A 25,136-nucleotide genomic window follows, 5' to 3' on the forward strand; every position below is an offset into this window, starting at 1 on the left:
TATCAGTCAAGGAGGCACTGGTTGTAAGCTGACCGACGTTATGGGAGGTTGTTCTGGCCCATTAACCAAACTCTAGGTGGGCGCATTCGGAGCCAGACGATGGCCAACTATGACGCGGAAATCTCCTACTTCGCCAGTGTGGCGCAAAATTTTGGCTACGCGTTAAATTTAGGCGAAGCTGCTTCCAAATTAAAGTCAGCAGTTAAGACGGTAAATGATATCGATCCGTTCCTTGAAGGACTTAAAGGGCAGCTGTCGTTATTTGGCTATGCGTTAGATATTATTGAGATATCTAACGCCGTTCATCAAGCCGGTCCTGAAAATTTTCAGAGAGAGATGTACGCTAGAGTACTGGAATTTCTTCTGCAAATAGCGGCAGACGCCGCTGGCACCATTGTTACGGGAGTGGCGTTTACGTTAGGTGGTCCTGTCGGAGGCGTCTCTGTTATCGCAGCCTCTATAGTGGGAGATATCGCTTATAATAACTACGGCGGCGAGGCGTTAGTTCTCCAGAAACTTCGCCAGATTTACGATTCTCAACACGGCCAAAATAACTTTGTTTATCAATCCCCCATATCGGACGGGGTGAGTTCCGGCGAGTTGTCGTCGAGCCTGCTATTGGCCGCGAACGCGTCGAACTACGCCGGACAAGCGGCGATATCCGGCCGACCGGCAGTCTTCGGGGGGAATGGCTCTGACGTCATCGACGGAGCAAACATGTCATTCTTTCTCAGAGTTGAGGGAGGTGGCGGCGATGACCAAATTTTTGGCGGGATGCTCAGGGACTTACTGTCAGGTGGAGCTGGCAATGATCGGATTGAGGGTGGCGGCGGCTCGGACTCAATTTGGGGGGGCTTGGGAAATGATGTGATTTCTGGAGGCGCGGGCCGTGATTTTATTGAGGGGGGAAAGGGGGCTGACACACTCCGGGGTGGGCTGGACGGTGATCGATATTCTGTGGGATTATTTCAAGGTTACGACGTTATTGATGATGGCGGTGATTCCACAGGAACAGACACGTTGGTTTTATATACGGGCAGTATAGCGAATAAGTTGAAGGCCGAATGGTTTGTCGTCGATGGTGCCGATTTTCTTGTCCAGATTCCGAATTCCTCAGGCTCGGGGTTAGCGATCAATATTAGAATAAAGAATATGGGGTCATCGGCAGGGCGGATCGAAACTGTAGAGATATGGGGAGGGGAGGGCACACAGTCCACGGGAGAGCCTTGGAATCTACCCGCCTTGTGGCAAGAGAAAAATAAACTCCCTGCTCCGCCACCCCCGAATCCAACTTCTCCGTCCAGTTCATCCCCGCCGATCACAGCACCAAATAGCTTTACCTGGACCGGGACCAACGGCTCCGACACCTATGTCGCGGGAAATGGCAAGGATGTCCTCTACGCCAAGGGCGGGATTGACGGCGTTTCAGGAGAAGGCGGTGACGATCAAATTCTTGGTGGAACCGACGCTGACGTACTGCACGGCGAGGACGGCGACGATCTACTGATCGACGATGATTTCGCACTCTCCGGCGGAGATCGCTTGTACGGCGAGGACGGCGACGACAGCCTTGTCTTCTATGGCGCGCCTTCCGGTCAGTATGACTTCGGTGACGGCGGGTCAGGCCATGACCTAGCGTATGTGGACCTGTCGAGTCGATCCAGTGATTGGCGTCTGACCGAAGACGACGGTGACATCAAGATCGCACTCAAATCGGGGGCTAACGAAGGCGAAATTCGACTTGAGAACTTTGAGGCGATTGCTGTCCTCTTTGGTTCAGGCGACGACACTGCACACAGCGACAATCAGGAGACTTATTTCAAGGGTGGGGGTGGCGACGATCAACTGACATCAGAGAACCGCGACGACACCCTCTACGGTGGTGACGGCGACGATCGCCTAGATGGTGGTACTGGAGATGATTGGCTGGATGGCGGCACCGGCAACGATCATGCCGACGTTGATCTGAGCGGTGAAAGTCGCGACCTTTCTTACGTGGCCGCCCAAGCGGCGTCCGACGGCGGATTCACGTTTGAAAGCGGGACGCACCTCAGAAATATCGAACGTATCGATCTGATTACAGGGAGTGGGGATGACCGCGTTTGGCTCGGAGCGGATGTCGATGATGTCGAGACCCGCGACGGCGACGATGTCATCTTTTCTACCCTGATTGCGAAAGATATCGTCGATGGTGGCGCAGGCACGGATCGGTTGGAAGTTGATCTGAGTGGTACTAGCGCTCGCCTGAGGGTGACCTACAGCTCCAGCGATGACGACTTCGAGATCTACACTGGCACACAGTATCTTTCATCAACACACAAGCTACACGCCTCGAATATCGAAGAGGTCGTGTTTCGCGGCGGCAGCGGGGACGACAGGCTGAGCGCCGGAGTCGGCGATTCAATCTTGGTCGGCAACGATGGCGGTGACGATTTGACCGGTCGAGGTGGGAACGACCATCTGGATGGCGGCGCGGGCGACGACGACCTGAGCTTGGGCGCGGGGGTCGACTGGGTCGACGGTGGCGCCGGCCATGACACGATCAGTATGGATAGGAGCGATTCATCGATAGGATTCAATATCGATACCCGCCTGTCAAAAACAGGCGCTGGCCAATGGCTGGCTGACGGCACGTATATTAAAAACGTAGAGCGTTGGTTCGATATTGATCTGGGATCCGGTGCGGATTTCGTTGCTACCGAAATTGACGTCGGCTTCAACAGTATCTCGCTGTCGGGTGGTGACGACCGAGTGTTGATCGACCACAGTGAAGAAAGCACCACATTGTTGGCGCAGTTCGGAATATACGCAGGAAATCCGGATTATTATCTGGTTTCGGCGGGCGGGAGTTTTGACGTCGCGTCAGACAAGATACGGATTCTGGGGGTCAACTCGGTTGCCATACTGGGAGGTGCCGGAGCAGATGTCATTTCTGGTACGTCTGGGGCAGATTTTCTCCAGGGCGGGCTGGGTGACGATACCTTGGCCGGGGGTGCGGGTGCCGACACCTTTAAAGCGACAGTCGGCGGCGGCGCGGATGTCATCAGCGATTTCGTAGCGGCCGCAGACAAGATAGATTTGTCTGACTTCGGTGGTTACCAGTCGATCGCGCAAGTTGGGGCGGATGTCGTAGTAACTGTCACCAATGGCGTGACGATGCGTCTGGTCGGCGTGACGGCCTCAAGTATTGCGACCAGCAATTTCATCGGCCTTTCCGCACCGCCGCCGCCGCCGCCGCCTCCGCCGCCGCCACCGCCGCCACCGCCGCCGCCGCCTCCTCCGCCGCCGCCACCGCCGCCACCGCCACCTCCGCCGCCTCCTCCGCCGCCGTCAGAGACGCGGTCTCTGGTTGGCACGATCGGCGCTGACACTCTCAACGGTGATGGCCGAGTGGAACTACTCCAAGGGCTTGGAGGAAACGACACGCTTAACGGTCTAGGCGGCAATGATCGGCTGGAAGGCGCTGATGGCGCCGACAAGCTGTTCGGCGGAGACGGAGACGACATCCTGGTAGGTGGCGTTGGACAGGACACCCTGACGGGTGGAGCTGGAGCCGACATCTTCGTCATCGGCCTTGGGGATGGCGCCAACACCATCGCCGACTTCGTTCAGGGCCAGGATCGCATCGATCTGAGCGCTTTCGGCGGTTGGACGGCAAAGTCACAACTGGCGGGCGGGGCAAAGCTCACCTTCTCCGATGGTTCCTATGTCACTCTGACCGGAGTGCAGGCGGCCAACCTGACCAACGCGGATTTCATCGGCCTCTCCGCACCACCACCACCACCTCCTCCTCCTCCTCCTCCTCCGCCGCCTCCCCCGCCGTCAGAGACGCGATCTCTGGTTGGTACGATTGGCGCTGACACTCTCAACGGTGACGGCCGATTGGAACTGCTCCAAGGGCTTGGCGGAAACGACACGCTCAATGGCTTGGGCGGCAATGACCGGCTGGAAGGCGGTGACGGCGCCGACAAGCTGTTCGGCGGAGACGGAGACGACATCCTGGTAGGTGGCGTTGGACAGGACACCCTGACGGGTGGAGCTGGAGCCGACATCTTCGTCATCGGCCTTGGGGATGGCGCCAACACCATCGCCGACTTCGTTCAGGGCCAGGATCGCATCGATCTGAGCGCTTTCGGCGGTTGGACGGCAAAGTCACAACTGGCGGCCGGGGCAAAGCTCACCTTCTCCGATGGTTCCTATGTCACTCTGACCGGAGTGCAGGCGGCCAACCTGACCAACGCGGATTTCATCGGCCTCTCCGCACCACCACCTCCTCCTCCTCCTCCTCCTCCTCCTCCTCCTCCGCCGCCTCCCCCGCCGTCAGAGACGCGATCTCTGGTTGGTACGATTGGCGCTGACACTCTCAACGGTGACGGCCGATTGGAACTGCTCCAAGGGCTTGGCGGAAACGACACGCTCAATGGCTTGGGCGGCAATGACCGGCTGGAAGGCGGTGACGGCGCCGACAAGCTGTTCGGCGGCGACGGAGACGACATCCTGGTAGGTGGCGTCGGACAGGACACCCTGACGGGTGGAGCTGGAGCCGACATCTTCGTCATCGGCCTTGGGGATGGCGCCAACACCATCGCCGACTTCGTTCAGGGAGAGGATTTGATCGATATCTCTGCCTTCAGCTCCTATGTCTCAATCACCCAATTGGCGGGCGGCGCGAAGGTGAACTTCACCGATGGCAGCTATGTCACGCTATCCGGCGTTCAGGCTGGCAGCTTGTCCTCCTCCAGCTTTACGACTGTCGCCTATGAACGTGTCCTGACGGGCGTGCCCAGCGCAGACTCGTTATCTGGCGATGGCCGCGCCGAGCGGATCAGAGGATTGGACGGGAACGATACGCTGAATGGCCTGGGCGGATCGGACCGTCTCGAAGGTGGCATCGGCAACGACAAGCTGAACGGAGGCGACGGCAACGACGTTCTCATCGGCGGCGCTGGCCAAGACACCCTGACTGGCGGAGCTGGTGCGGATGTTTTCGTCCTGGCGGCCGGCGATGGCGCGAACACGATCGCTGATTTCCAGGACGGGGTGGATCGCATCGATGTCAGCGGTTACGGCGGCTATAGCTCGATCGTGCAACTGGCTGGCGGGGCCAAAGTGATCTTCGCCGACGGCGGCTATGTCAGCCTGACCGGTGTGCAGGCCTCATCTCTGAGCGCCGCAGACTTCATCGGCTTGCCCAGCCCGATGCCAGCTGATCCCCCGAAGGGTGACGCCGGCTGGCTGTTTTAGCTCTGGAGGTGGAAAACCCGCTGGCGCGGTTGCGTCAGCGGGGCGCGACACGTCACCCCTCACACCGGCGAAGGAGATAGCCGCCCGCTCCCGCGCCGGGAAGCCCTCCCCATCCGGGTCGTCGACGCCGCGCGCCGCCTCGTCCCTCTCTGAGCCCCCCGTCACAGCCCCTCCTCCTCCCGCCTGCGCTTCGCCCACCGCAGGAGCATCTTCTCGTCCAGCCGCGCCACCACGTTCTGGCCCAGGCGCACGCCCTCCAGGTGGCCCTCCAGCCGCAGGTTGGTAGCGCGCAGCAGCCGCGCCAGGGCCAGGGACTTGTCGGCCAGTTTCAGGCGGGTGAGGCGGGTGACGGCGCCGTCGGGGGCGGTCTTCTCGAGGACGGTGACCTCGCGCACGGCGGCGGTGCGGCCGCGCTCCAGACGGGCCAGGTCGACCTCCAGGGCGCCGTCCGGGCGCACGATGGCGAAGTCGAGGATGTTGCCGGCGGCCACCGCCTTCAGCTCGGCCAGGGCCCAGGCGCCGGTCGCCTTGTCGGGCGGGACGTGGCCGTCCGGGTCGGGGCGCGGGGCCGGGGCGGGATGCGGCGCCAGCAGGGCCTGGACGCGGGGATCGCGCATGAGCCGGTAGGCGGCCCAGCGGGCGGACCGCTGGCTGTAGCCGGCGCGCCGCGCCGCCGCCGTGGCCTGGCCGTCGCGCCGCAGTTCCTGCACGAACCGGAGCTGTTGGGGGCTCAGCGCGCGCGGCTGGGACGAGGGTGCGTTTGTCGCGGTCATGGCGGCTCCGGAGGCGCGAAGAGGGGAGGGGGCCGCCTTATCGAAGCGGCAGACCATTATCCCACGCCGCCCTGGCGCCAGCGAAAAAACCAGCCCCGCCAAGGCCCTGAGCAATATGTCTAGACATATTCATCTTGGTTTTGCGCCCCGGAAGCCGCAAATCGCCGCCGCCGGCCCCGGCGTAGGCGCCGGCGCCACGCCCGGCGCCTACATTCCCCGCCCCGGCGCCAACACCGCGCCTACGCCGGCGCCCACATTCCCCGCGCCCTCCGCTACGCAAACCTCAACGATTTCAAGCGCCTTGCCCGCCGCCCGGCGCGGGCCCCTCAGAACCCCGGATGGGCCGTTGACACCCTGGCGGGACGCCAGGCTGGTATAATGGTCTGCCGCTTCGATAGCGGCGCCCCGTCAGATCGGGCAGCTGGCCACCTCCAGCTGCAGCATGGCCAGGACCCGCCCAAAGCCGATGTACCGCCCCGCCTACCGCCCCCTACTCATGCTCCAGCCGTATCCGCAGCACCCCCTCCTCGCGCCGCAGCAGGGCGGTGTAGGCGATGGTGACGGCGGGCTTCGCGCCCTTGGGGTCCCAGGTGAAGCTGCCGGTCACGACGACCGCGTCCGGTCCGAGGGCCTCATACTTCAGGTCGTTCCAGGTGAAGGCCTCCGGCGGGTTCCAGGCCGGGCCGGCGTAGCGGTCGACGATGGCCGCGTAGGGCAGCAGCCCGCTGCTGTCGCCCCCGACCATATGGCTGCCGTCCCGGCTGTAGCGCGCCGCCACCCCGGCCCGGTCGCCGGCCAGCAGGGCCGCGCCGTAGGCGGTCATGAAGGCCTTGGCTTCAGTGACAACGGGGGCCTCCGCGACGATGGGGGCCTCGGCGACCGCCGGCTCGACGGCGGCCTGCGCCGCGTTGGCCGTCGTCGCCGCGTGGGGCAGAGGCGCCAGTCCCGAGAACAGGCTGATCGCCGCCAGGCCGATCATCGCCGCCGCCGCATGCATCGCGCTCACTCCGCCCGCCGGCCGTCCGCCAGCCCTCCCCGCAACCGTGCCAGACCGCCGAATGGCGGGCAATCAGCAGCCGGCGGGACCTGGGGGTGAACCATTCCGGCGGGAGCCATCCGATTGCCCGCCGCCGCCTGGCCGTGGCAGAGAAGGGGCCGGAGCTCAGTTCGGGAGGGGAAGGCCCATGCGTTGGATTGTGTGCGCGGTGCTGTCGGCGGTCATGCTGGCCGCGCCGGCGGTGGCGCAGGTCGGGCAGGGGCCGGCCGTCGTCACCTTCGCCAGCGCTTCGGACGAGGTCTCGCCGGCCGCCGGGGCCAGGCTCGACGCCTTCGCCAGGGCCTACGCCGGCCAGGAGATGCAGGTGAGCATCGCCGGCCACGCCACCCTGGCCGAGGCCAAGGCCGCCATCGTGGCCGAGGGCGGCACGCCGGCGGAAGCGGAGAAATGGGCCGAGAGCTTCGCCGTCGGCCTGTCGCAGCGGCGCGCCGCCAACGTGCGCGGCTACCTGGCCGGCCGGGGCGTGCCGGACGGGGTGATGACCACCGAGGCCTTCGGCGCCAGCCGCCCGGCCGACGGCTCCGCCAAGCCGGGCCAGGGCGTCGCCGCCGATCGCCGGGTGGAGGTCACCCTCGGGCCGGGCTCGGGCTGGTAGGGCGGCGGCTGGAAGGGTGGCGGGCGGGGAGGGCCGCCCGGCCCGCCCTTGCCCCGTTTCGGATAATGCTGTTCAACCAACGCGTCGCGCCGACCGCCGCCTCGGCGCCAGGGAGGTGACCATGCGTGCGTTCCTGCTCGGCCTGATCGTCCTGTTGCTCGCCGGACCGGCCCTGGCCGCTTCGCCCAATCCCGTCCTCTACCTGACCGGCTCCGAGCCCTACACCGTGAGCGGCAAGGCCTTCATCCGCTATCGCTTCGCGGTGCTCAACAACGGCGCCTATCCGGCCGAGATGTTCGCCCCGGCCCCCGGCCTGCCGCCCTGCGGCAGCAACGCCAATTCGGCGCGGTCCTGGGTCGACATCTTCGATTCCCGCGGCAAGCGGCTCTACGGCTTCTGCGCCCTGGGCTCGCCCGCCGACCTCGACAAGCTGTGGTTCTCGCTCGAGGAGGGGGTCGTGCCGCCCAGCTACGTCTACATCGAGATCAACGACCGCCAGACGGGGACGAAGTACCGCTCAAACCTGGCGGAGACGACGCTGTAGCCGGCCCACGGCCAGCCGTCCCGCGCCTCGCCGGGCGTCACAGGTGGGGGACCCACATCATGGTGATGGTTCCGAACACGCCCGCGGCCGTGAACACCGACGCGGCCAGGACCAGGGCGGCCACCGCCAGCTTCAGGGCCGGACGGGCGCTGCGCTGGGCGGCGAAATAGACCTCCAGCAGGGCCAGCGGGATCAGATAGCTGCCAAACGTCAGAACCACGTCCGCCGGCCCGGACATGTCCCGGGTCATGCCCACCGGACCCTGGTTGAGGACCATCCAGCCCATCAACCCGACCCGGAGGAACCAGACACCGCTGACCACCATGAAGGCGCGCATGGCCCAGGCGCGGTGCTGGTCGAAGCGCCGCTGGATCGCCGCCCGCCAGGCCAGGGCCGCGAAGGCCAGGATCAGGACGGCGTTGATCAGGATGGCCACGGCGGACACCACCGACAGGTAGGTGCCGCGAACGACCGCCAGCCAGACGCCGCTGAGCGCCATGAAGCCGGCGACGGTCAGGAAGACACGGCCCGTCCACCGGTGCAGCCTCGGCCACCGTCGTCGCAGGGCCGGGACCAGCTGCATCAGCCCGCCCAGGGTCACCACCGCGGCCAGCAGCACATGGGCGGCGAACACCGCGTTGCCGGCCGTGTCCCCGGCCACATAGCCGTCGATCAGGGGCTTGTCGTTCCAGCGGGCGTAGTCGCCCGACAGGGTGCGAACGCCATAGAAGGCCAGGATGAAGTAGATGAAGGCCGCCTGGCCGAAGGCGGCGACGGCGAACCAGGCGACGCCCGCCCAACGCAGCGCCTGGTCGGCGAGGGACGAAGCCGGACGGACCGGGGGATTGAAGCTCGACATGGGGTCTCCTGATGCCGCCCCAACGGGCGGCTGCGGGCTCCATCTCCGAAAAGCCGCGCCCGCCCGTCTCGCCGATTTGGAATTCGGCGAGAGATTCTGCAGTCTCCCGGGTGTTGGCCGCACCCTCGCGCCAGCTGTTGGAGTTCCCGCATGCTCAGGCTCACGGCGACCGCCCCGGCCCGCGTTCCGCAAGCGCCGACCCAGGCCCTATGGCGCCCGCGCCGGCCGGGCCGGCTGCTGGTCCACGGCCTGATCACCGCCGCCGCCTTCGTCTGCTACATCCTGGGACAGGCGATGGCCGGCGACGGCGGGGCCCTGCCGACACTGCTGGCCCTGGTCGGGGTGGGCAGCTGCGGCTGGGCCTGGCTGCTGACGCGGGCGCTGTTCGACCCGGCCGAGCATGACGCCCGTTGGCCCCGCGTCGTCGTCGCCATCCTCTGGCTGACCGGCGCCGTGTCGATCCTCGCCGGTCCGGCCCAGGGCCTTGTCGCGACGGCGGCCGACAACGCCTACGCGCTCAGCGGCTCGGCCGCGCTTCTGATGATCTTCGTGGAGCCGCTGCTGGGTTTCCGACGCGCCTTGCCCAGAGCCGAGAGGCGGTTCCGCATCGCCTTCCTCGGCGTCTACGCCCTGCTGGTGGCGGTCTCGACCCTGCTGCTCGACGGGATCGCGGATTTCGCCGACCCGGCGATCATCAAGGCCGCCTGCGCCCTGGCCGGTCTGGCGGCCGGCGCCGGCGCCGTCTGGTTCCGGCTGCGGCGCCCGCTGCCGCGCGCCCGGGCGCCGGCCCGGCGCCCGGCGACGCCTGAAGACCGGCGGCTGGCCGAACGGATCGTCGAGGTGGTGCGCGACGGCGCCCTCTGCGTCTCGCCGGACCTCAAGGTCGCCGATCTCGCCGCCAGGCTTGCCGAGCCAGAGCACCGGGTGACCCAGAGCATCACCGCGGCCCTGGGCTTCGCCAACTTCAACCGTCTGATCAATCACTACCGGATCGAACGGGCCAGGCGGGTGCTCGCCGACCCGGCGCTGGCCGACCGGCCCATCCTGGTGATCGCCTTCGACTGCGGTTTCGCCTCGCTCGGTCCCTTCAACCGCGCCTTCAAGGCGGAGACGGGCGTCACGCCGCGGGCTTACCGGGGCCGGGCTCTGGCGGAGGGGCGGGGCCCCTGAGGCGTCCGACGCCCGCCGCCAGCGCCTCGATGGCGGCGATCGGGACGCTGACGACCTCGATGTCTTCCTTGTTCCTGGAATAGGCCACGTAGAGCGTCCCATTCCGCTCCAGAATCTGAGGATACTGATAGCCCGGCGTCTTGCGCTCGCCGAGAACACGGCGGCGGGTCGGGGCGTCCAGCAGGATGCCCATCGCTGTGAAGGTGAGGCCATCGCGCGAGACCGAAAGCACCAGCGGGTTGCGTTCCTCCAGTTGAGGGCGCGCATTCGAGACCAGAACATAGAGGCCGTTTGTCAGACGCTGACCCGCGATCTTGGACGTGGCGTCCGGGAAGTTTGTCCGCTCTGGCCTTGTCCAGCTTTGGCCGTCGGGCGTGCCGACCGACTGGTAGAGCCGCCGACCGATGTTGTCGCGGAACAGGGCCATCAGGCGTCCGTCCGGCAAGGTCCACCAGATGGGCTCGTCCAGACTGGGCTGGACGCGAACCAGCAGGGGAATTCGCACCCATGACTTCCAACGCTCACCCGGTGAACGCCTTTCCGGGGCGGTGGCGGGCCATGTGCGCCAGTCCCAGCGGGCGGAGGGTTGTTGCACGGGGTGCTTGGTCCAGCGGTCCCATCCGGCCACGCCGCCCTTGAGAAAGCTGATCCGCTTGGCGCTGTCGCGGCCGGATTCCAGCCAGGCGCCATCCGAAAGCCGGGACGGTGTGAAATTGGTGATCACATCGGGCGCCATGACGCCCAGGGGGGTCCAAAGCTGGTCCGCCGGTCCCTGCTGCTCAAACGCCAGCATTCGCAAGTCGGGGCCGAAATAGCCGCCGGCGCGATCCTGCGAGACCAAGGCCAGTGTCTGGGCGCCGCGCCGCCAGAACCCGCGTGCAAAGTAGCGCTGCCCTGGGGGTGGCATGGGGGTGATGAAGCTGGGCGGGGACCAGGTCAGGCCGTCGACGCTGACGGCCCGCATGACACGGGATCCGGCCTCGCCCTCGTTGACCGGATTGGAGGTCCACATGATCTCGAACTGGGCGCCGTCGTGCGCCAGGTAGTTGTGGATGTTGAACGCCGACACCTCGGCCTGACCCCGGAACACGACACCTTGCTTGACCGGAAGCCTGGGCAACCCTGCCCAGTCGGCCTTATCGGCGCTGTGAATGGCGATGGCGGGGTCCAGGAGGGGAGGGACCGATCGGCCGCATGCCGTCAGCGACAGTCCGAGCAGCGCCAGCCCCACCAGAACGGATCGACAGGACCTCCGTCCTCCCTTTGGCGTCATGACTAAAGTCCTTCGGCCAAGAGGGTGGTCGGCAGCGGCCGGGCCTGCCCGATCCGCAATCGCCATTGGCCAGGCTCCGCGCGTTCAAACCCCATGCGGTCATAGAAGTCCCTGACCAGGCCATTGCGACCGCTGTCGATCCAGCGACCGCTCAAGGTCCCGGCGCCCGCCGCGCGGGCCGTTTCGACCAGCTGGTTCATCAGGGCCTGTTCGACGCCCCGCTCGAGCACGCGGCACGACATCAGCCAGCTGTCGATCTCCCAGTCGGGACCGGCCAGCCCCCGCACCACGACAACCCCGATCATCCCGTGGTCGCCGAAACGATCCGACAGCCGCGCCTGCCAGGTCAGGACATCCGGGTCGGCGGCCAGGGCGTCCACCTGCGGTTCGGTGTATCGCCGGCCGGTCAGGTTGAACTGGTTGGACTTGGCGATCAGCTGGGCGATGCGGCTGCGGCCGATGGCGTCGAACGGGGCGATGGTCAGGCGCATCTGCAGGTCGCTTAGCCACGTCTGGTAGTCGCCCGACAGGTCCAGCGCCTGCTGCGCGGCCGCCCGCGCGGCATAGGCCTGAGCACGCCCCACATCCTCACCGCCCAACGGCAGGTGTTCGAAAACGCCGCTGGCGATGAGCGTGGCCGGAAAGCCGGCCGGGTCTTCCGGCAACTCGGGAACCATCAGGCCGGGCAGGGCGGCCCGCACCCAGGCGCGCTCGACGGGGTTGTCGTCCAGCAACACCAGGGATTCCGTCGTCAGGCCCAGCGACCTGGCGATGGCGGTCAGGGCGCTGGCCTTGTCGGTCCAGTCGGCATGGAAGACGGTGATGTGCCAGGGCTTCAGCCGCATCTCCGGATGCTGCTCGAAGGGCAGCCGGGCCGTGGCCTCCGTATTCTTCGAACAGACGGCCAGGACGATGCCGCGCTCACGCAGCGCCAGGGCCAGGGTCTGCACGGCCACGAACGCCTCGCCTTCGGCCGAGCCCTGACCAAGCCGGATGCCCTCCAGCCCGTCGTCGCCGATCACCCCGCCCCACAGCGTGTTGTCGAGATCAAGCACCAGCGCCCGGCCCGACAGACCCGCCATCGCCGCCAGCAACCGGCACAGATGGTCGGCGACCAGCGGTCCCAGGGCCGGATCGAACGGCAGCTTCGCGGCATGCCAGCGCGCCGGGTCGCGAAACCGTCCGCCGCCGATCTCGGCCGCCAGACCCGCCAGGTCCCACAGGGCCCAGTGTCCGTCGGCCATGCCGTCGGCCAGCATCAGGTTGAAGGCCTGGGCGAACCGCGTCGGGCTCGACAGCACACCCAGGTCCGCGGCCGCCAGCGGCGCGGGGACCGGCGCGCTGGCCAGGATCACCGGGGCGCCGAGTTCGGCGCGCAGGCCGGCCACCATCCGCTCCAGCGCCTCGCGCTGCTCCGCCATCCGGGCCTGCTCGCTGTCCCGGTCCAGCGCCAGGACGCCGTCGTGGCGAGCGTCGGGCATGAACAGCACCGCGTCGAAGCCCTCGGCCTGCTGCAACTTCACCTGGCCCGAGGCGACGGCGCCGCTGACCCCGAACGGCGCGACCACCGTCTCGATCAGCAGTCCCCGGGCCAGCCCCGCCGCCGCCAGATCGGAGGCCAACAGGGCCAGCGTCTGCTCTCCGACGATGGCCAGCCGGAACGGGCGCAGGCCCTGAACCCCGCCCGGCCGCTCGGCCAGGCGCCTGGCCAGTCGCCCAAGCTTGATCCCGTCGAGCGGCTGCGGCTGTTGGCCCGCCAGACTGCGCAAGACCTGGCAGAGGTCGGCGGAAACCGGCTGCTCTTCCGGCGTGGCGGCGATCTCGGCGGCTAACGCCTTGCAGGCCGCGTCCCAGTTCGCCTGGCGCGGCGGGCGCCAGAAAAAACCGGTGACGTCGAGGCCTGCCGGGCTCATGGCGCGATCCGCCCGGGCGGAACCAGACTCTGGGCCGTGCCGCTGGCCACCAGCCGTTCCCCGGCCCGTATGCTGAACCGCAGGTCCACCAGCCCCACGGCGCCCGAGACGTGCGCTACCTCCAGGCTGAGGGCGGCGGGCTCGCCAACGTACAACGGGCTACGGAAATCGATGCTCCAGCGGGTCGAAACCCCCTCGTCGCCCGGCAGCAGGCTGCCCAGCGCGCCCGACAGTTGCGCAAGCATCAACCCGCCGTAGACGATAACGTCCTTGAACCCCCGGCTTTCGGCGAAGACCGGATCGGTGTGGACCGCGCTTGTGTCCCCCGAAATGCGGGCGAAAGCGGCCATGGCGTCGGCGTCGATCGTGAAGACCCGCTCGGCGGTCAGGCCGGGAGCGATGAGCGCAAACCTGTGGTCCGGGTCGGCCACCTCTAGCCCTGCTTGGTTCGTATCAGGTCAGCCAGCGCGCCAAGATTGGCCAGGCCCGCGATTTCGGCGGTGGTGAAGCGCACGCCGAAGGTCCGCTCGGCCAGCACCACCAGCTGGACGTTCGCCAGACTGTCCCACTGTTCAACCTGCGCGGCGGTCAGGGCGCCGGTCACGGGCCCCTCATATTCGTCGAACAGGGTGCGGAGGATGTCTTCCAGCTCGGGTTGAATCTGGCTCATAGGGTTTCTCTAGAACGGCCGGCGCGCGATGACGACCGTGGAGATGGCCAATTGCAGCCGGCGCGCCCGCTCGATGCTGGCGCCGGCGGCCGGCGCCAGCAGCACTTCCTCGACCTCCAGGCCGGCCGCGCGGACCAGATCGACGATCGCCTCGGGAGTCTCGAACAGGGTGATGTGGTCCGGTGCGGGAGAGTTGACCGGCGCATTGATGAAGGCCCGGCCGCCTGGCGCCAGAAGATCGAAGATTCGATCCAACGCCTCGGCCGGCTGCTCGAGATGCTCCAGCACCTCTGAGAAGGCGATGGACTCGAACTGTTCCCTCCGGGGCTCGAAGAGATTGGCCAGCAGCAGCGCCGGGCAGGATCGTCCGAGCGCGGCAAAGGTCTTCTCGACCAGAGCCAGGCTCGCCGGACTGACGTCCCATCCAACGCAGGAGGCCGTCCGCGGGTCCTGCTCCGCCAGCAGCAGGAACAGCCCGTGGCCCGGCCCGATCTCCAGGTGGCGGGCGCCCGGCGTGTTGCCAGGCAGGTAGCGGTCACGGAACCAGGCCAGCACGGCGGTATGGTTCGGCCACCAGAGCTGCGACAGCAAGAGGCCGTTCATGTAGCGGGTCATGTAGGCGGGGTCGGCATAGACCAGCGCCTCGGCCTCGGCGAAGCTCGCCAGGCGGTATCGGCCCTCCCGGCGGAAGAACAGCTCTTCCTCCAGCACGGCCCCCGCTAACCAGCGGTAGTCTTCGCAAAGCGCCGAAAGCGCCGCGCCCGCGATGTCGGCGATGGTCGCGGCCAGGCTCTCGCAGAACGGATCGGACCCCTCCGCGAACCGGCGGCGCAGGAAACCCTCGTGCTCGGGAAAGACGCGCAGTTGATCGGCGATGAGCCGCTGCAACGACGGCCCCGCGCCGGATGCGACGCCTTGGGTCTCTGTCGGCGCCGGGTTCATGGTTCCGCCTTCGAGTTGTAGTATTTCCAGGCGACCACCCGCCGACGCAGTTCCAGCGCGTAGGGCTCGAAGTTGCGTACGGTCAAGACGTGCTCGCCCCGGTCGATGGCATCCAGCATCCGGCGTCCGTTCGCCGGGCCATAGATGTGGGTGGTATCCCAGTAGTTGGCCATGTCCTCGACGAGGTCCCGCTCCAGGTCGAAACCGTGGACGCGCGTATTGGCGAAGGGCGCGACGGCCGCGATCATGCAGCGCCGCGACTGCAGGAACGTCGCCAACGCCGGCTGGCCCAGCACCCGCTCGTTCCGCTCGGGCCGGTTGAAGTCGGAGTAGGCGGCGTAGCTGTAGGCCGGAATGATGATGTCGAGGCGCACGCCTCGGGCCTCCAGCCGCCGCGCAAAGGCGGCGATCTGTGCGTTGGCGCTGAAGTCGGCGCAGGTCAGGCCTGTCGGCGCGTCCAGCCGCGCCTTCTGCCGCGCCATGAAGCCGCGATAGATGGCGACCGTCCGCGGCGTCTGGCTCAGGCGGTAGCGGGTCGCCCAGCCGGCCCGCAGCGGCGCCATGTCCCATCGACGATTGTCATAGTCCCCACCCGCGGCCAGCCGCCACGCCAGCTCCAGCGACGTCGCGCTCATCGCGCCCAGGTCGTTCAGTGGGCTATCGTCGTAAAGAGCCTTGGGAAAACTCGCCTGCATGCGATCGGCCGGCGCCAGGAAGCCCAGGTCGTAGCTCAGCAGGACCCGCCGCAGGTTCGGCGCCCGGGCCACCCGGTCCATGACGATGGCCAGGTCCGCGGGTTGGGCGCCCAGGTAGACGATGGCGTAGCCGCGCTTCGTGCCCGACAGATGACGCGACAGGTCTGGTCCCTCGAACTGCTGCGCCGAGGAAGAGCCGATCAGCAGGGTGTCGAAATCCCCATTGGTCGCCACGTTCAGCACCTGGGCCTGGGCGGGACCGGCCAGCATCTTTCCTGAGAGATGGGGGCGCGCGCCCCAGGGATAGAGATCGTGCGGATCGATCAGAGTGACGAACAGCGCCGTGGCGGACGCCACGAACAGGGCTGCGCCCGTCGCGGCCAGGAACGGCCACCGCCCCGGCCAGCGCAGGGCCGGATGGCGGCTCCGAAGCAGGCGCGTCCAGCCGGTCACCTTCAGTACCCCATGTAGATAAAGGGCGAGCGGTAGGCGATCATCGCCAAGGCGCTCAGCAGCAGCACCGCGGTGAACGCGCCCCACAGCAGGGTGGGGCGCCATTCGATCCGCAGCGCCCCCGGGGTGGTCGAGGGGGTGTTCCAGGTGCGGATGCCGGGCCGGTATCGGCGCAGCAGTTCCTGCGAGTTGGGCGCCAGCCATATCAGGGCGAAGGCCCCGGCGACCTGCGCCGCGCCGGTCCAGTTCATTGGACCCGGGCGGGTCGGCGCCAGGGCTCCAAGCAACTCGCGAAAGACGCCGAGGTCGGCGGAGCGGAACAGGGCGAAGGTCAGCATCAAGGGCAGGATGGTCAGCGCCTGACCCGCACGCAGTCGGAAATCTTCACCGGTCCCCTTCTTGAAGCGCCGCCAGAGCTTCGTGGCCTTGGCCTCGGTCTCCAAGATGAACCACAGGCCGTGGATCAGGCCGAACAGCATGAAGGTCGGCAGGGCGGCGTGCCACAGGGCGATGACCTGGAAGTTCGCCAGCATCGGTCCCCAGGCCGACAGCGCCCTGCCGACAGGGGCCGGGAGGTCATGGCGCGCGGCCGTCCGCGCGCCCCACAGCGACAGCGGCGTGAACAGGAAGCGGCCGATGATCCGGGTCAGGGTGATGTGCCAGCGGCGGTAGAAGTCGGCGATGCCGCTGGCGCGCAAAGGGCTGTCGAAGTTGAACGGCAAGCGTATGCCAAACAGCCGCGCCAGCCCCAGAGCCATGTCGCTGTAGCCGGAGAAGTCGAAATAGAGCTGGGCGAAATAGCCGGTCACCGCCAGCCAGGCCTGAACGCTGTTGGCCGGCATGCCCTGGGCCAGGCCATCGAAAACGGGGGCGGTGATCCGGCCCAGCGAGTCCGCGATCACCACCTTCTTGAACAGGCCGATGGCGATCAGCGTCAACCCGGCCTCCAGGTCGATCCGGTTGAAGCGACCGAACCGGCGAGACAGCGCCTGAGGCCCGAATTCCGACAGATAGGTGATGGGGCCGACCACCAGCTGCGGAAAGAAGGTGTGGAAGGCGCCGAACCTTACCATGCCCAGAGCCGGCCGCCGGCCGGGCAGGTACTCGACAACCCGCCGATCGAGGTTGAAGGCGTCGAACAGCAGCACGGCCTGCTGGAAGGTGTAGAAGGAGATGCCGACCGGAATGGCGCTCACCTCGGCGCCCTGGGCCTGGCCGACAATCGGCGCGAGATACTTGAACAGCGCCAAGGTCCCGAAATTCCAGGCCTGGCCTGTCCAGAACAGAACCCCCCGCAGCCCGCGCCGCGACGCGGGCAGTCGCATCAGGGCCAGGCAGATGGCGCCGTTGATCAGTGTGCCGGCGGCCATCAGGGCAAAGACTCTGACGCCGTAGGCCGCATAGAACAGGCAGGACACGACGAGCACGACGCCAAGCGCCGCTTCCTTCCCCCACAGACGCGCGGCCGCCCAGAAGCCCAGGAGGGCGACAGGGACAAAGCAAAGCAGGAAAAACGGTTCGGTGAACGCCACCTGGCAGATTTGCCCGATGGCGCGACCTCCAACAAGCAGCCGCTCGGTCGCCTGTCAGGTTTTCAGGAATGCCGAAAACCCGGTTGCGCCGAAAGATACCGCTTCGTATTCCCGTTCGATGACCGCCGTCGCCGATTCCGTTCCCGCCGCTCCGCCCAGGCCGAAGGGCGACAAGCGCCTCCGCACGAGACGCGCCCTGGTCACGGCCGCCGCCGGACTGATCGCCGAGAAGGGGTTCGAGCGGACGTCGCTGGACGAGATCTGCGCCCGGGCCGGCATGACCCGTGGCGCCTTCCATGGCAACTTCGAGAGCCGCGACGCCCTGTTCATGGCGGTCATGGAGCAGGAGACCGCGCCGGTGTCGGTGCAGTTCCAGCCCGGCGCGTCGCTTAAAGTTCAGATGCGGTTGCTGGGCCAGGCGGTGTTCGCCCATGCCAAGGCGCGGCTGGAGCGGCGGGCCCTGACCGCCGCCATCCAGCTGCACCTGATGACCCGGCCGGACCTGCTCAGCCAGCGGGCCGAGGCGACGGCCGGCGGCTGGCGCAGCATGGCCAATGGCTTTGCCCGCCTCGTGCCGCCGGGGTCCCTGCCGATGCCGGCCGAGCGCTTCGTCAAGGTCATCGACGCCCTGACCGCCGGCCTGACGGTCAGCTACTTCCAGGCTCCCGACCTGATCGACGAAGCCGACTTCGTCGCCGCCTTCGAAGTCCTGGCCGGTGGGCCGGCGGCCCCCGCATGGCCGGGCGGCCATGCGGTCTCCGCTTCGCCGGTCCGCCGCTGGTAGCTAGGCGGCGCTGCGCTGGCGGCCGCCGTGCAGGAAGGCGATCACCTGGTGGCGGGCGTCGAGGTAGGCCGGCTCGCGGTCGATCTCGAGGCGGATGCGTGGCCTTGGCAGGTCGATCGGCTGGATCTGGCCGATGCGGGCGGCCGGGCCGTTGGTCATCATGACGATGCGGTCCGACAGCAGGGCCGCCTCGTCGACGTCGTGGGTGACCATCAGCACGGTGTTCTTGAGCTGGCCGTGGATCTCCATGACGCTGTCCTGCAGGTGAGCGCGGGTCAGGGCGTCGAGGGCCCCGAACGGCTCGTCGAGCAGCAGCACCTTGGGTTCCATGGCCAGGGCCCGGGCGATGCCGACCCGCTGCTTCATGCCGCCGCTGACCTCGCCGGGGCGGCGGTCCTTGGCGTGGGTCATCTGCACCAGGGCCAGGTTGTGCATCACCCAGTCGCGGCGCTCGGCCCGGCTCTTCTTGCCGGCGAACACCTTGTCCACCGCCAGGGCGACGTTCTCGTAGACCGACAGCCAGGGCAGCAGGGAGTGGTTCTGGAACACCACCGCCCGGTCGGGTCCCGGGGCGGAGACCGCGTCGCCGTCGAGGATCACCGCCCCCGTCGTGGCCGGCACCAGGCCGGCGACGACGTTGAGCAGGGTCGACTTGCCACAGCCGGAGTGGCCGATGATCGAGACGAACTCGCCCCGGTCGACCTTCAGGTCGATGCCCTGCAACACCTCGACGGGCGGGGCGCCGCGCGAGGCGAAGCTGACGCCCACCGCTTCGATGGAAAGATAGCTGGTCATGGTTGGTGCTCCCTCAAGCCGCCGAGCCGCGCGAGACGATGCGGCCGACCAGCGCGACCGCCCGGTCGAGCATGTAGCCGACCAGTCCCACCCACAGCAGGGCGACGACGATGTCGGAGATACGGGACGAGTTGTACTGGTCCCAGATGAAGAAGCCGACGCCGACCCCGCCGAGCAGCATCTCCGAGGCGATGATGCCCAGCCAGCTCATGCCCACCCCGATGCGCAGGCCGGTGAAGACGTGCGGCGTGGTGGCCGGCATCAGGATGCGCAGGAAGAACTCGATGGGTGAGAGGCGCAGCACCCTGGCGACGTTGACATAGTCGGTCGGCAGGTTTCGCACCCCGGCGGCGGTGTTGATGATGATCGGCCAGATGGCGGTGATGAAGATCACGAACAGGGCCGAGGGCTGGGCCTCGCGGAAAGTCGCCAGGCTGATCGGCAGCCAGGCCAGAGGCGGCACGGTCCGCAGCACCTGGAAGATCGGGTCCAGGCCCCGGTGGGCCCAGAGGTTGACCCCGACCAGCACGCCCAGCGCGATGCCGACCACGGCGGCCAGTGAGAAGCCGATGCCGACCCGGCTGAGGCTGGTCAGCACGTGCCAGAACAGGCCCTTGTCGACCCCGCCCCGGTCGAAGAAGGGGTCCATGATCAGGTCCTTGGACTCCAGCCAGACCATCGACGGGGCCGGCAGGCCGCCGGTCTGGCCGATGGTCAGGAGCTCCCAGGCGATCAGGATGACCGCCAGCACCGCCACCGGGGGGATGACGATGCTGGCGAACCGCACCGCCCCGGCGCCCAGCCGGCGCAGGGCCGGACTGGATTTGCGGGGCGGAGCTGGGGGTTGGGCGACGGCCGCGACGTCCGGCGGGGCCGGAACGGGCTCGACGGTCTCGATGGTGACTTTCGGTACGCTCATCGCGGCCTCCATTGTCAAAGGTCGGGTCAGACCAGCTTCTTGATCGGCTGGCTGGCCAGGTAGGCGGACGGGTTGTTCGGGTCGAAGACCTTGCCGTCGAAGAAGCGCTCGACGCCGCGGCTGTCGGAGGCCGGGGCGGCGACGCCCAGGTCCTTGGCGGCGGCCCGCCAGATGTCGGCGCGGTTCACCTTGGCGACCAGGGCCTGCTTGTTGGTCTTGGCCGGCAGCACGCCCCAGCGGACGTCCTCGGTCAGGAACCACAGGTCGTGCGACTTGAAGGGGAAGGAGGCGTTGTTGGCCCAGAACTTCATGTAGTGGGGCGAACCCTTGACCACGCGGCCGTCGCCATAGGTGATCGTGCCCTGCAGGCGGGGCAGGATGTCGCCGATCGGCACGTTGATGTACTGGCGGCCGGAGACCACCGAGCACATGGCCGGCCGGTTGGCCATCTTGTCACACCACATCTGGGCTTCCATGACGGCCATGGTGATGGCCTTGGCGGCGCGGGGGTATTTGGCCACCCAGTCGGCGCGCATCCCCAGACATTTCTCGGGATGGTCCTTCCAGATCTCGCTCGTGGTGGCGGCGGTGTAGCCGACCTTCTGGTTGACCAGCTGGCCGTTCCAGGGCTCGCCGACGCAGAACACGTCCTGCGTGCCGGCCTTCATGTTGGCGACCATCTGGGGCGGCGGGATGACGATGGTCGAGATGTCGGTGTCGGGGTTGATGCCGCCGGCCGCCAGCCAGTAGCGGACCCACAGGTCGTGGGTGCCGCCCCGGAAGGTCATGGCCACCTTGGCGATGTTGCCGGCCGCCTTCATCTGGGCGAACTTGGCCTTGGCCCCGGAGCTGTCGAGCCCGACCTTGACCGCTTTGAGGTCATTGCCGACCGAGATGGCCTGGCCGTTGAGGTTCAGCCGCGCCAGGATGTTCATCGGCACGATGCGGCCGCCGGTGATCGAGCCGGTGGTCATCAGGTAGGGCATCGGCGACAGGATGTGGGCCCCGTCGATGCCGCCCGAGCCGGAGCCCAGCACCAGGTTGTCGCGGGTGGCCGCCCAGGAGGCCTGCTTGAGGACCTCGACGTCGGGCATGCCGTACTTGGTGAACAGGCCGCGTTCCTTGGCGATGATCAGCGGCGAGGCGTCGGTCAGGGCGATGAAGCCCAGCTTGGCCTTGCTGACCTCGGGGCCGGGGCCGGCGGCGTGGGCCCCGCCGGGGAAGGCGGCGTGGACGGCGGCCAGGGTGGCGGCGGCGCCCGTGAGCGCCCCGCGGCGGGTCAGCTGGATTTTGCTGTCTTTGGTCATGATGGGTGTCCTTGGAAGGAGAGGGCTCAGAAGCGGTATTCGAGGCTGATCCAGCCCTTGGTCCGCGAGGCGGGCGGGGCGGCCGTGCCCAGCGGCACGGTGTTCTCGCGATCGAAGTCGGCGTACTTGAAGAGGATGCTGAGCTTGGGCGTGATCGCCGCGGTGACCTGCAGGTCCCATTCGTCGGCCAGGTCCGCGCCGGTCCGCTCGTCGTCGAAGTCGTGGTAGCGGACAGTGAACTCGGTGTTGAACAGGTAGGTGAACTTGAAGCGCGGCCGGAAGGTCGCGGTCAGGTTGAAGTCCTTCAGCCCGTCCCGGAAGCTCTTGTTGCCGCCCGGCGAGACCCAGGCGTCGGCCCAGCCCTGGAAGGCGTGGACGGTGGCCAGCGGGGTGGTGAAGCCACGCACGCCGTCGCCTTCCAGCACCTCGTAGCTGGCCTTGACGGTGTAGATGTCGAAGGTCGCCGCCAGGTCGCCGCTGTAATAGTCCAGCTCGTAGGGGACGGTGGCGCCCTTGTAGTCGCTCTGCTGGGCGTAGGTGGCGTTGTAGGCCAGCTGCACCAGGCTCAGCCACACCTTGCCCGAGGCCTTGCCGCCGACGGTGATGTTGGAGTTGGCCGGGCTGTTGTCGAAGTCGAGGGCGTAGACGAAGCCCTGCAGCTTGAGCGGCTCGGCCACCGACCAGGTGACGTTGAGCAGGTGGCTGTCGGAGTTCCAGTCGCGCATCTCGCCGAGGATGCGGTTGACGTGGGCGACATAGACGTAGGTCCCTTTGAGCTTGCCCCAGGCGGCGTCGATGCGGGCCGCGTCGAAGGTCTGCTCGTCCTGGCGCCAGCCGACGTTGCCGACGAAGCGCTGGTCGTCCAGCAGGATGCGCTGGCGGCCCAGGGTGACCTGCAGTTCGCTGCTGGGAGTCCAGGTCAGCTGCAGGCGGTTCAGCTCGGTGACGTCCGGGTCGTTGATGATCGGATAGGTCGGCTTGCCGTTCAGGCTGGGGGCCACGCCGGGGACCTGGACGTTGTAGTCCTCGTCGCCGATCTGGCGGACGTCCTCGAACTCGACCAGGCCCTTGAAGCCGTTCCAGTCGCCGGTTTCCCAGCCAAGGCGGGTGCGCAGGGTCAGGGCCTCGGCGGTGTTGGCAATCCCGTCCTGGTCGACCGTCTCGTAGCGGGCGCGGCTCTCGAAGATCAGCTTGCCGGCCCCGATGGCCTCGGTGATGGTCGGCGGGGCGGCCGGCGGCTCCGGCGGCGGGGCCGGCTCCTCGGCGGCGGGTTCCTCGGCCGCCGGTTCCTCGGCGGGAACGGCCTCCTCGGTTGCCTCGGCAGGCGGCGCGGGTTCGGCCGGAACCGCCTGCGCCATCGCGCCGCTGGCCATGAGCAAGGCCGCCGCCGCGGTGCTGGCTCCCCAAAGATGTCTCGTCGTCATGCCCCGTATCCCCTTGTTTGCAGGCACAAAAAAACGCCCGGTCCGGGGCCGCAGCCCCGCACCGGACGTCATTGTCCTCGTTCAAATCCGTACGGCCTGAAGGACCGCCGGCGGCCCTCTAGGGCCTCGCGGAACGTCGTTGTTCCGCGTGTTCGAAGGGAACTAGGATCGTCCCCGGCTTTCTTCGCAACTGCGAAAGGATTGTCAGCCCGTTCCCTTCGCAACTGCACAATGGATAGGCGGCATTTGCCGGGGTCGCGCTCAGATTCCGAGCGGTTCGACCCGTCCGACGGCGAATCCCCGGGCGTAGGCCAGGGGCTGGCCGGGGTCGAAAACCTGGCCATCGAAGAACAGATCGGGGGCCATGGCGATCGGCGCGGTGGCCGATTCCAGGGTCCAGGGGCCGGCGTGCGCCCCCTCGGATTTCTCGTCGACCAGCGGCGCGGCCAGGCTGAGCGCCGCTGCCGCGGTGCGGAACAGGTCTGGCCGATAAACCGCCTCGGCCACGGCCGGCAGGTCGATCTCCGGACCGATCTGGCCCCAGCGCCGCATCTGGCTCAGCGACCAGAGCGCATGGCTGCGCCAGGGGAAGCTGGCGGCATGGCGGTGGAAGGCGATCTGGTCGAACACCGGCCCTGTCGCGGCCGGCGCGGTCGGAACCAGGGAGGCGGCCAGGGTCTCGGTCGGCGAGTCCACGTAACGCGGCTGGGCCAGCATCTCGGCCAGCTCCAGGCGATGGTCCGGCGCATCGGCCCAGACCCCGGCCCGCAGCAGGGCGCGCAGGATGGCCTGCAGGGCGTCGGGCTTGCGCTCGGCCCAGGCTTGGGTGACGCCCAACACCTTGTCCGGGGCGCCGCGCCAGAAGTCGCCGCCGCGGATCAGGATCTCGCCCTCGCCCTGCAGCACCGACACCGCGTTCCAGGGCGCGCCGACGCAGAAGCCGTCGATCTCGCCGGCGTGCAGCCGGGCGGCCATGCGCGGCGGCGGCACGACGACGATGCGGACATCCTCGTCCGGGTCGATACCGGCCTGGGCCAGCCAGTAGCGCAACTGGTGGCTATGGATCGAATGGGGGAAGACCACGGCGAAGGTCAGTTGCGGCTGGCCGGCGGCGGCGCGGGCGGCGATGAGTTTGGCCAGCGGCGCGGCCGTGCGCACCGGGGCGGCCATGCCCTCGGGATCGATGTCGCGCAGGGCGGCGGCCAGGGCCGTCGAGACGGTGATGGCGCTGCCGCCGGCGTTCAGGGCCAGGGGCGCGACCGTGGCCGACTGCGTGCCTGACAGCCCCAGGGTGGTGGCCAGAGCCATGGCCCCCAGCATATGGGCTCCGTCCAGGGCCCCGACCGCCACCTTGTCGCGGATGTTGGCCCAGGAGGCTTCGCGGCTGAGCGTCACCGACAGGCCCTCGTCGGCGAAGAAGCCGCGCTCGGCGGCGACCACCAGCGGCGCGCAGTCGATCAGGGGGATGAAACCAAGCCGCACGTCCATCCCGCTCACCCGCCCGTCCCTTTCAACACACCCGCGAAGGCGATCAGATCCGCCGCCACCGCGCCCATCGGCCGTCCCGAATCCATGGCCAGCTTGCGCAGCAGCCGGAAGGCGGCGTCCTCATCGAGGCCGCGCTCCTTCATGAGCAGGCCCTTGGCCCGCTCGATGGTCTTGCGGGCCGACAGGTCGGCCTGGGCCTTGGCCAGGTCGGTCCGCAGCTTCTGCATCGACTCGAACCGGCTCATCGCCACCTCGAGCACCGACCGCACCCGGTTGGTCGACAGCCCGTCGACGACGTAAGCCGCCACCCCCGCGTCGATGGCCGCCTCGGCCAGGCCGGGGGTCGAGCGGTCGACGAACATCACCACTGGGCGCGGGTTATGGCCGGTCGCCTCGCGCAGGCTCTCCAGCGTGTCGCGGTCGGGGCTGTCGCAGGCGATGACGATGACGTGGGGGGCAAAGCGGGTGATGTCGGCCTCGTCGAAGACGGCGGCCTGGCGCACCTCAAGCGGATGCACGCCCTCCAGTCCTTCAGTGACGAGGGCGGTCCGGGCCAGATCGGAATCGATGACGAGGACGCGCATGGGGCCAAGGCTCGTGTCGAGGCCCCGGCGGCAAGGCCCGCCGTGCCTTCTTCATGGGCGCCGGCCGCGAGCGCCTAAAATATGGGCGCCCGGGGTGGGCCAAATCGCGCATCCG

Annotated in this window: 21 protein-coding genes; 5 read left to right on the top strand and 16 right to left on the bottom strand. The window is 67.6% G+C overall.

What is annotated here, in order from left to right:
- The first annotated feature begins 48 nt into the window (after positions 1-48).
- Complete coding sequence (locus AC1RSK_RS02040) at positions 49-5,244, top strand: M10 family metallopeptidase C-terminal domain-containing protein (protein ID WP_492905064.1); 5,196 nt, start codon at positions 49-51, stop codon at positions 5,242-5,244.
- Positions 5,245-5,405: 161 nt separating this feature from the next.
- Here the strand turns inward: AC1RSK_RS02040 and AC1RSK_RS02045 are convergent, their stop codons facing one another.
- Together AC1RSK_RS02045 and AC1RSK_RS02050 are read right to left on the bottom strand one after the other, a co-directional pair.
- Positions 5,406-6,017 (bottom strand): terminase small subunit, encoded by a 612-nt coding sequence (locus AC1RSK_RS02045; protein ID WP_492905066.1) that lies wholly within the window; start codon positions 6,015-6,017, stop codon positions 5,406-5,408.
- 490 nt (positions 6,018-6,507) lie between these two features.
- Positions 6,508-7,014: a nuclear transport factor 2 family protein gene (locus AC1RSK_RS02050; protein ID WP_492905387.1), complete on the bottom strand. Its 507-nt coding sequence runs from the start codon at positions 7,012-7,014 to the stop codon at positions 6,508-6,510.
- Positions 7,015-7,201: 187 nt separating this feature from the next.
- Here AC1RSK_RS02050 and AC1RSK_RS02055 point away from each other — a divergent pair, with 187 nt between their 5' ends.
- Together AC1RSK_RS02055 and AC1RSK_RS02060 are read left to right on the top strand one after the other, a co-directional pair.
- Positions 7,202-7,669, top strand: a complete 468-nt coding sequence (locus tag AC1RSK_RS02055; RefSeq protein ID WP_492905068.1) for an OmpA family protein — start codon at positions 7,202-7,204, stop codon at positions 7,667-7,669.
- Positions 7,670-7,790: 121 nt separating this feature from the next.
- A complete protein-coding gene (locus AC1RSK_RS02060; protein WP_492905070.1) occupies positions 7,791-8,213 on the top strand; it encodes a hypothetical protein in 423 nt (140 codons plus the stop codon).
- 37 nt (positions 8,214-8,250) lie between these two features.
- Here AC1RSK_RS02060 and AC1RSK_RS02065 read toward each other — a convergent pair whose 3' ends face one another.
- On the bottom strand, positions 8,251-9,072 hold the full coding sequence (locus AC1RSK_RS02065; RefSeq protein ID WP_492905071.1) for a DUF2306 domain-containing protein: 822 nt from the start codon (positions 9,070-9,072) through the stop codon (positions 8,251-8,253).
- A gap of 150 nt (positions 9,073-9,222) precedes the next feature.
- Between AC1RSK_RS02065 and AC1RSK_RS02070 the strand changes: the two genes are divergently transcribed.
- Positions 9,223-10,242: a helix-turn-helix transcriptional regulator gene (locus AC1RSK_RS02070; RefSeq protein ID WP_492905072.1), complete on the top strand. Its 1,020-nt coding sequence runs from the start codon at positions 9,223-9,225 to the stop codon at positions 10,240-10,242.
- Here AC1RSK_RS02070 and AC1RSK_RS02075 read toward each other — a convergent pair.
- The 7 genes from AC1RSK_RS02075 to AC1RSK_RS02105 are packed head-to-tail and all read right to left on the bottom strand — an operon-like array spanning position 10,190 to position 17,720.
- Positions 10,190-11,473: an exo-alpha-sialidase gene (locus AC1RSK_RS02075; protein ID WP_492905074.1), complete on the bottom strand. Its 1,284-nt coding sequence runs from the start codon at positions 11,471-11,473 to the stop codon at positions 10,190-10,192. The two genes, AC1RSK_RS02070 and AC1RSK_RS02075, sit on opposite strands and share 53 nt — an antisense overlap.
- Positions 11,474-11,517: 44 nt before the next feature.
- Positions 11,518-13,428 (bottom strand): HAD-IIIC family phosphatase, encoded by a 1,911-nt coding sequence (locus AC1RSK_RS02080; RefSeq protein WP_492905076.1) that lies wholly within the window; start codon positions 13,426-13,428, stop codon positions 11,518-11,520.
- A complete protein-coding gene (locus AC1RSK_RS02085; RefSeq protein WP_492905077.1) occupies positions 13,425-13,859 on the bottom strand; it encodes a MaoC family dehydratase in 435 nt (144 codons plus the stop codon). Before AC1RSK_RS02085 ends, AC1RSK_RS02080 begins: the two co-directional genes overlap by 4 nt.
- 2 nt (positions 13,860-13,861) lie before the next feature.
- Positions 13,862-14,098 (bottom strand): acyl carrier protein, encoded by a 237-nt coding sequence (locus AC1RSK_RS02090; RefSeq protein WP_492905079.1) that lies wholly within the window; start codon positions 14,096-14,098, stop codon positions 13,862-13,864.
- 9 nt (positions 14,099-14,107) lie between these two features.
- Positions 14,108-14,986 (bottom strand): class I SAM-dependent methyltransferase, encoded by an 879-nt coding sequence (locus AC1RSK_RS02095; protein ID WP_492905081.1) that lies wholly within the window; start codon positions 14,984-14,986, stop codon positions 14,108-14,110.
- A gap of 50 nt (positions 14,987-15,036) precedes the next feature.
- The gene (locus AC1RSK_RS02100) at positions 15,037-16,188 is read right to left on the bottom strand and encodes a hypothetical protein (RefSeq protein WP_492905083.1); all 1,152 of its coding nucleotides are present in this window, start codon (positions 16,186-16,188) and stop codon (positions 15,037-15,039) included.
- Positions 16,189-16,190: 2 nt separating this feature from the next.
- Positions 16,191-17,720 carry an MBOAT family O-acyltransferase gene (locus AC1RSK_RS02105; protein ID WP_492905085.1) on the bottom strand — a complete coding sequence of 510 codons (1,530 nt, stop codon included), beginning with the start codon at positions 17,718-17,720 and terminating at the stop codon, positions 16,191-16,193.
- A gap of 118 nt (positions 17,721-17,838) precedes the next feature.
- Between AC1RSK_RS02105 and AC1RSK_RS02110 the strand changes: the two genes are divergently transcribed.
- Positions 17,839-18,504, top strand: coding sequence for a TetR/AcrR family transcriptional regulator (locus AC1RSK_RS02110; protein ID WP_492905086.1), 666 nt, complete (start codon positions 17,839-17,841; stop codon positions 18,502-18,504).
- Here the strand turns inward: AC1RSK_RS02110 and AC1RSK_RS02115 are convergent, their stop codons facing one another.
- From AC1RSK_RS02115 to AC1RSK_RS02140, 6 genes are all read right to left on the bottom strand, one after another.
- Positions 18,505-19,299 (bottom strand): ABC transporter ATP-binding protein, encoded by a 795-nt coding sequence (locus AC1RSK_RS02115; protein WP_492905088.1) that lies wholly within the window; start codon positions 19,297-19,299, stop codon positions 18,505-18,507.
- 13 nt (positions 19,300-19,312) lie between these two features.
- On the bottom strand, positions 19,313-20,218 hold the full coding sequence (ntrB, locus tag AC1RSK_RS02120; RefSeq protein WP_492905090.1) for a nitrate ABC transporter permease: 906 nt from the start codon (positions 20,216-20,218) through the stop codon (positions 19,313-19,315).
- 26 nt (positions 20,219-20,244) lie between these two features.
- Positions 20,245-21,525, bottom strand: a complete 1,281-nt coding sequence (locus AC1RSK_RS02125) for a CmpA/NrtA family ABC transporter substrate-binding protein (RefSeq protein WP_492905092.1) — start codon at positions 21,523-21,525, stop codon at positions 20,245-20,247.
- Positions 21,526-21,551: 26 nt separating this feature from the next.
- Positions 21,552-22,949: an alginate export family protein gene (locus AC1RSK_RS02130; protein ID WP_492905094.1), complete on the bottom strand. Its 1,398-nt coding sequence runs from the start codon at positions 22,947-22,949 to the stop codon at positions 21,552-21,554.
- 261 nt (positions 22,950-23,210) lie between these two features.
- On the bottom strand, positions 23,211-24,437 hold the full coding sequence (locus AC1RSK_RS02135) for a CmpA/NrtA family ABC transporter substrate-binding protein (RefSeq protein WP_492905389.1): 1,227 nt from the start codon (positions 24,435-24,437) through the stop codon (positions 23,211-23,213).
- A 5-nt stretch (positions 24,438-24,442) separates the two neighbouring features.
- A complete protein-coding gene (locus AC1RSK_RS02140; RefSeq protein WP_492905096.1) occupies positions 24,443-25,021 on the bottom strand; it encodes an ANTAR domain-containing response regulator in 579 nt (192 codons plus the stop codon).
- Positions 25,022-25,136 lie beyond the last annotated feature (115 nt).

It is taken from the genome of Caulobacter sp. GW821-FHT11A05 (assembly GCF_058809015.1).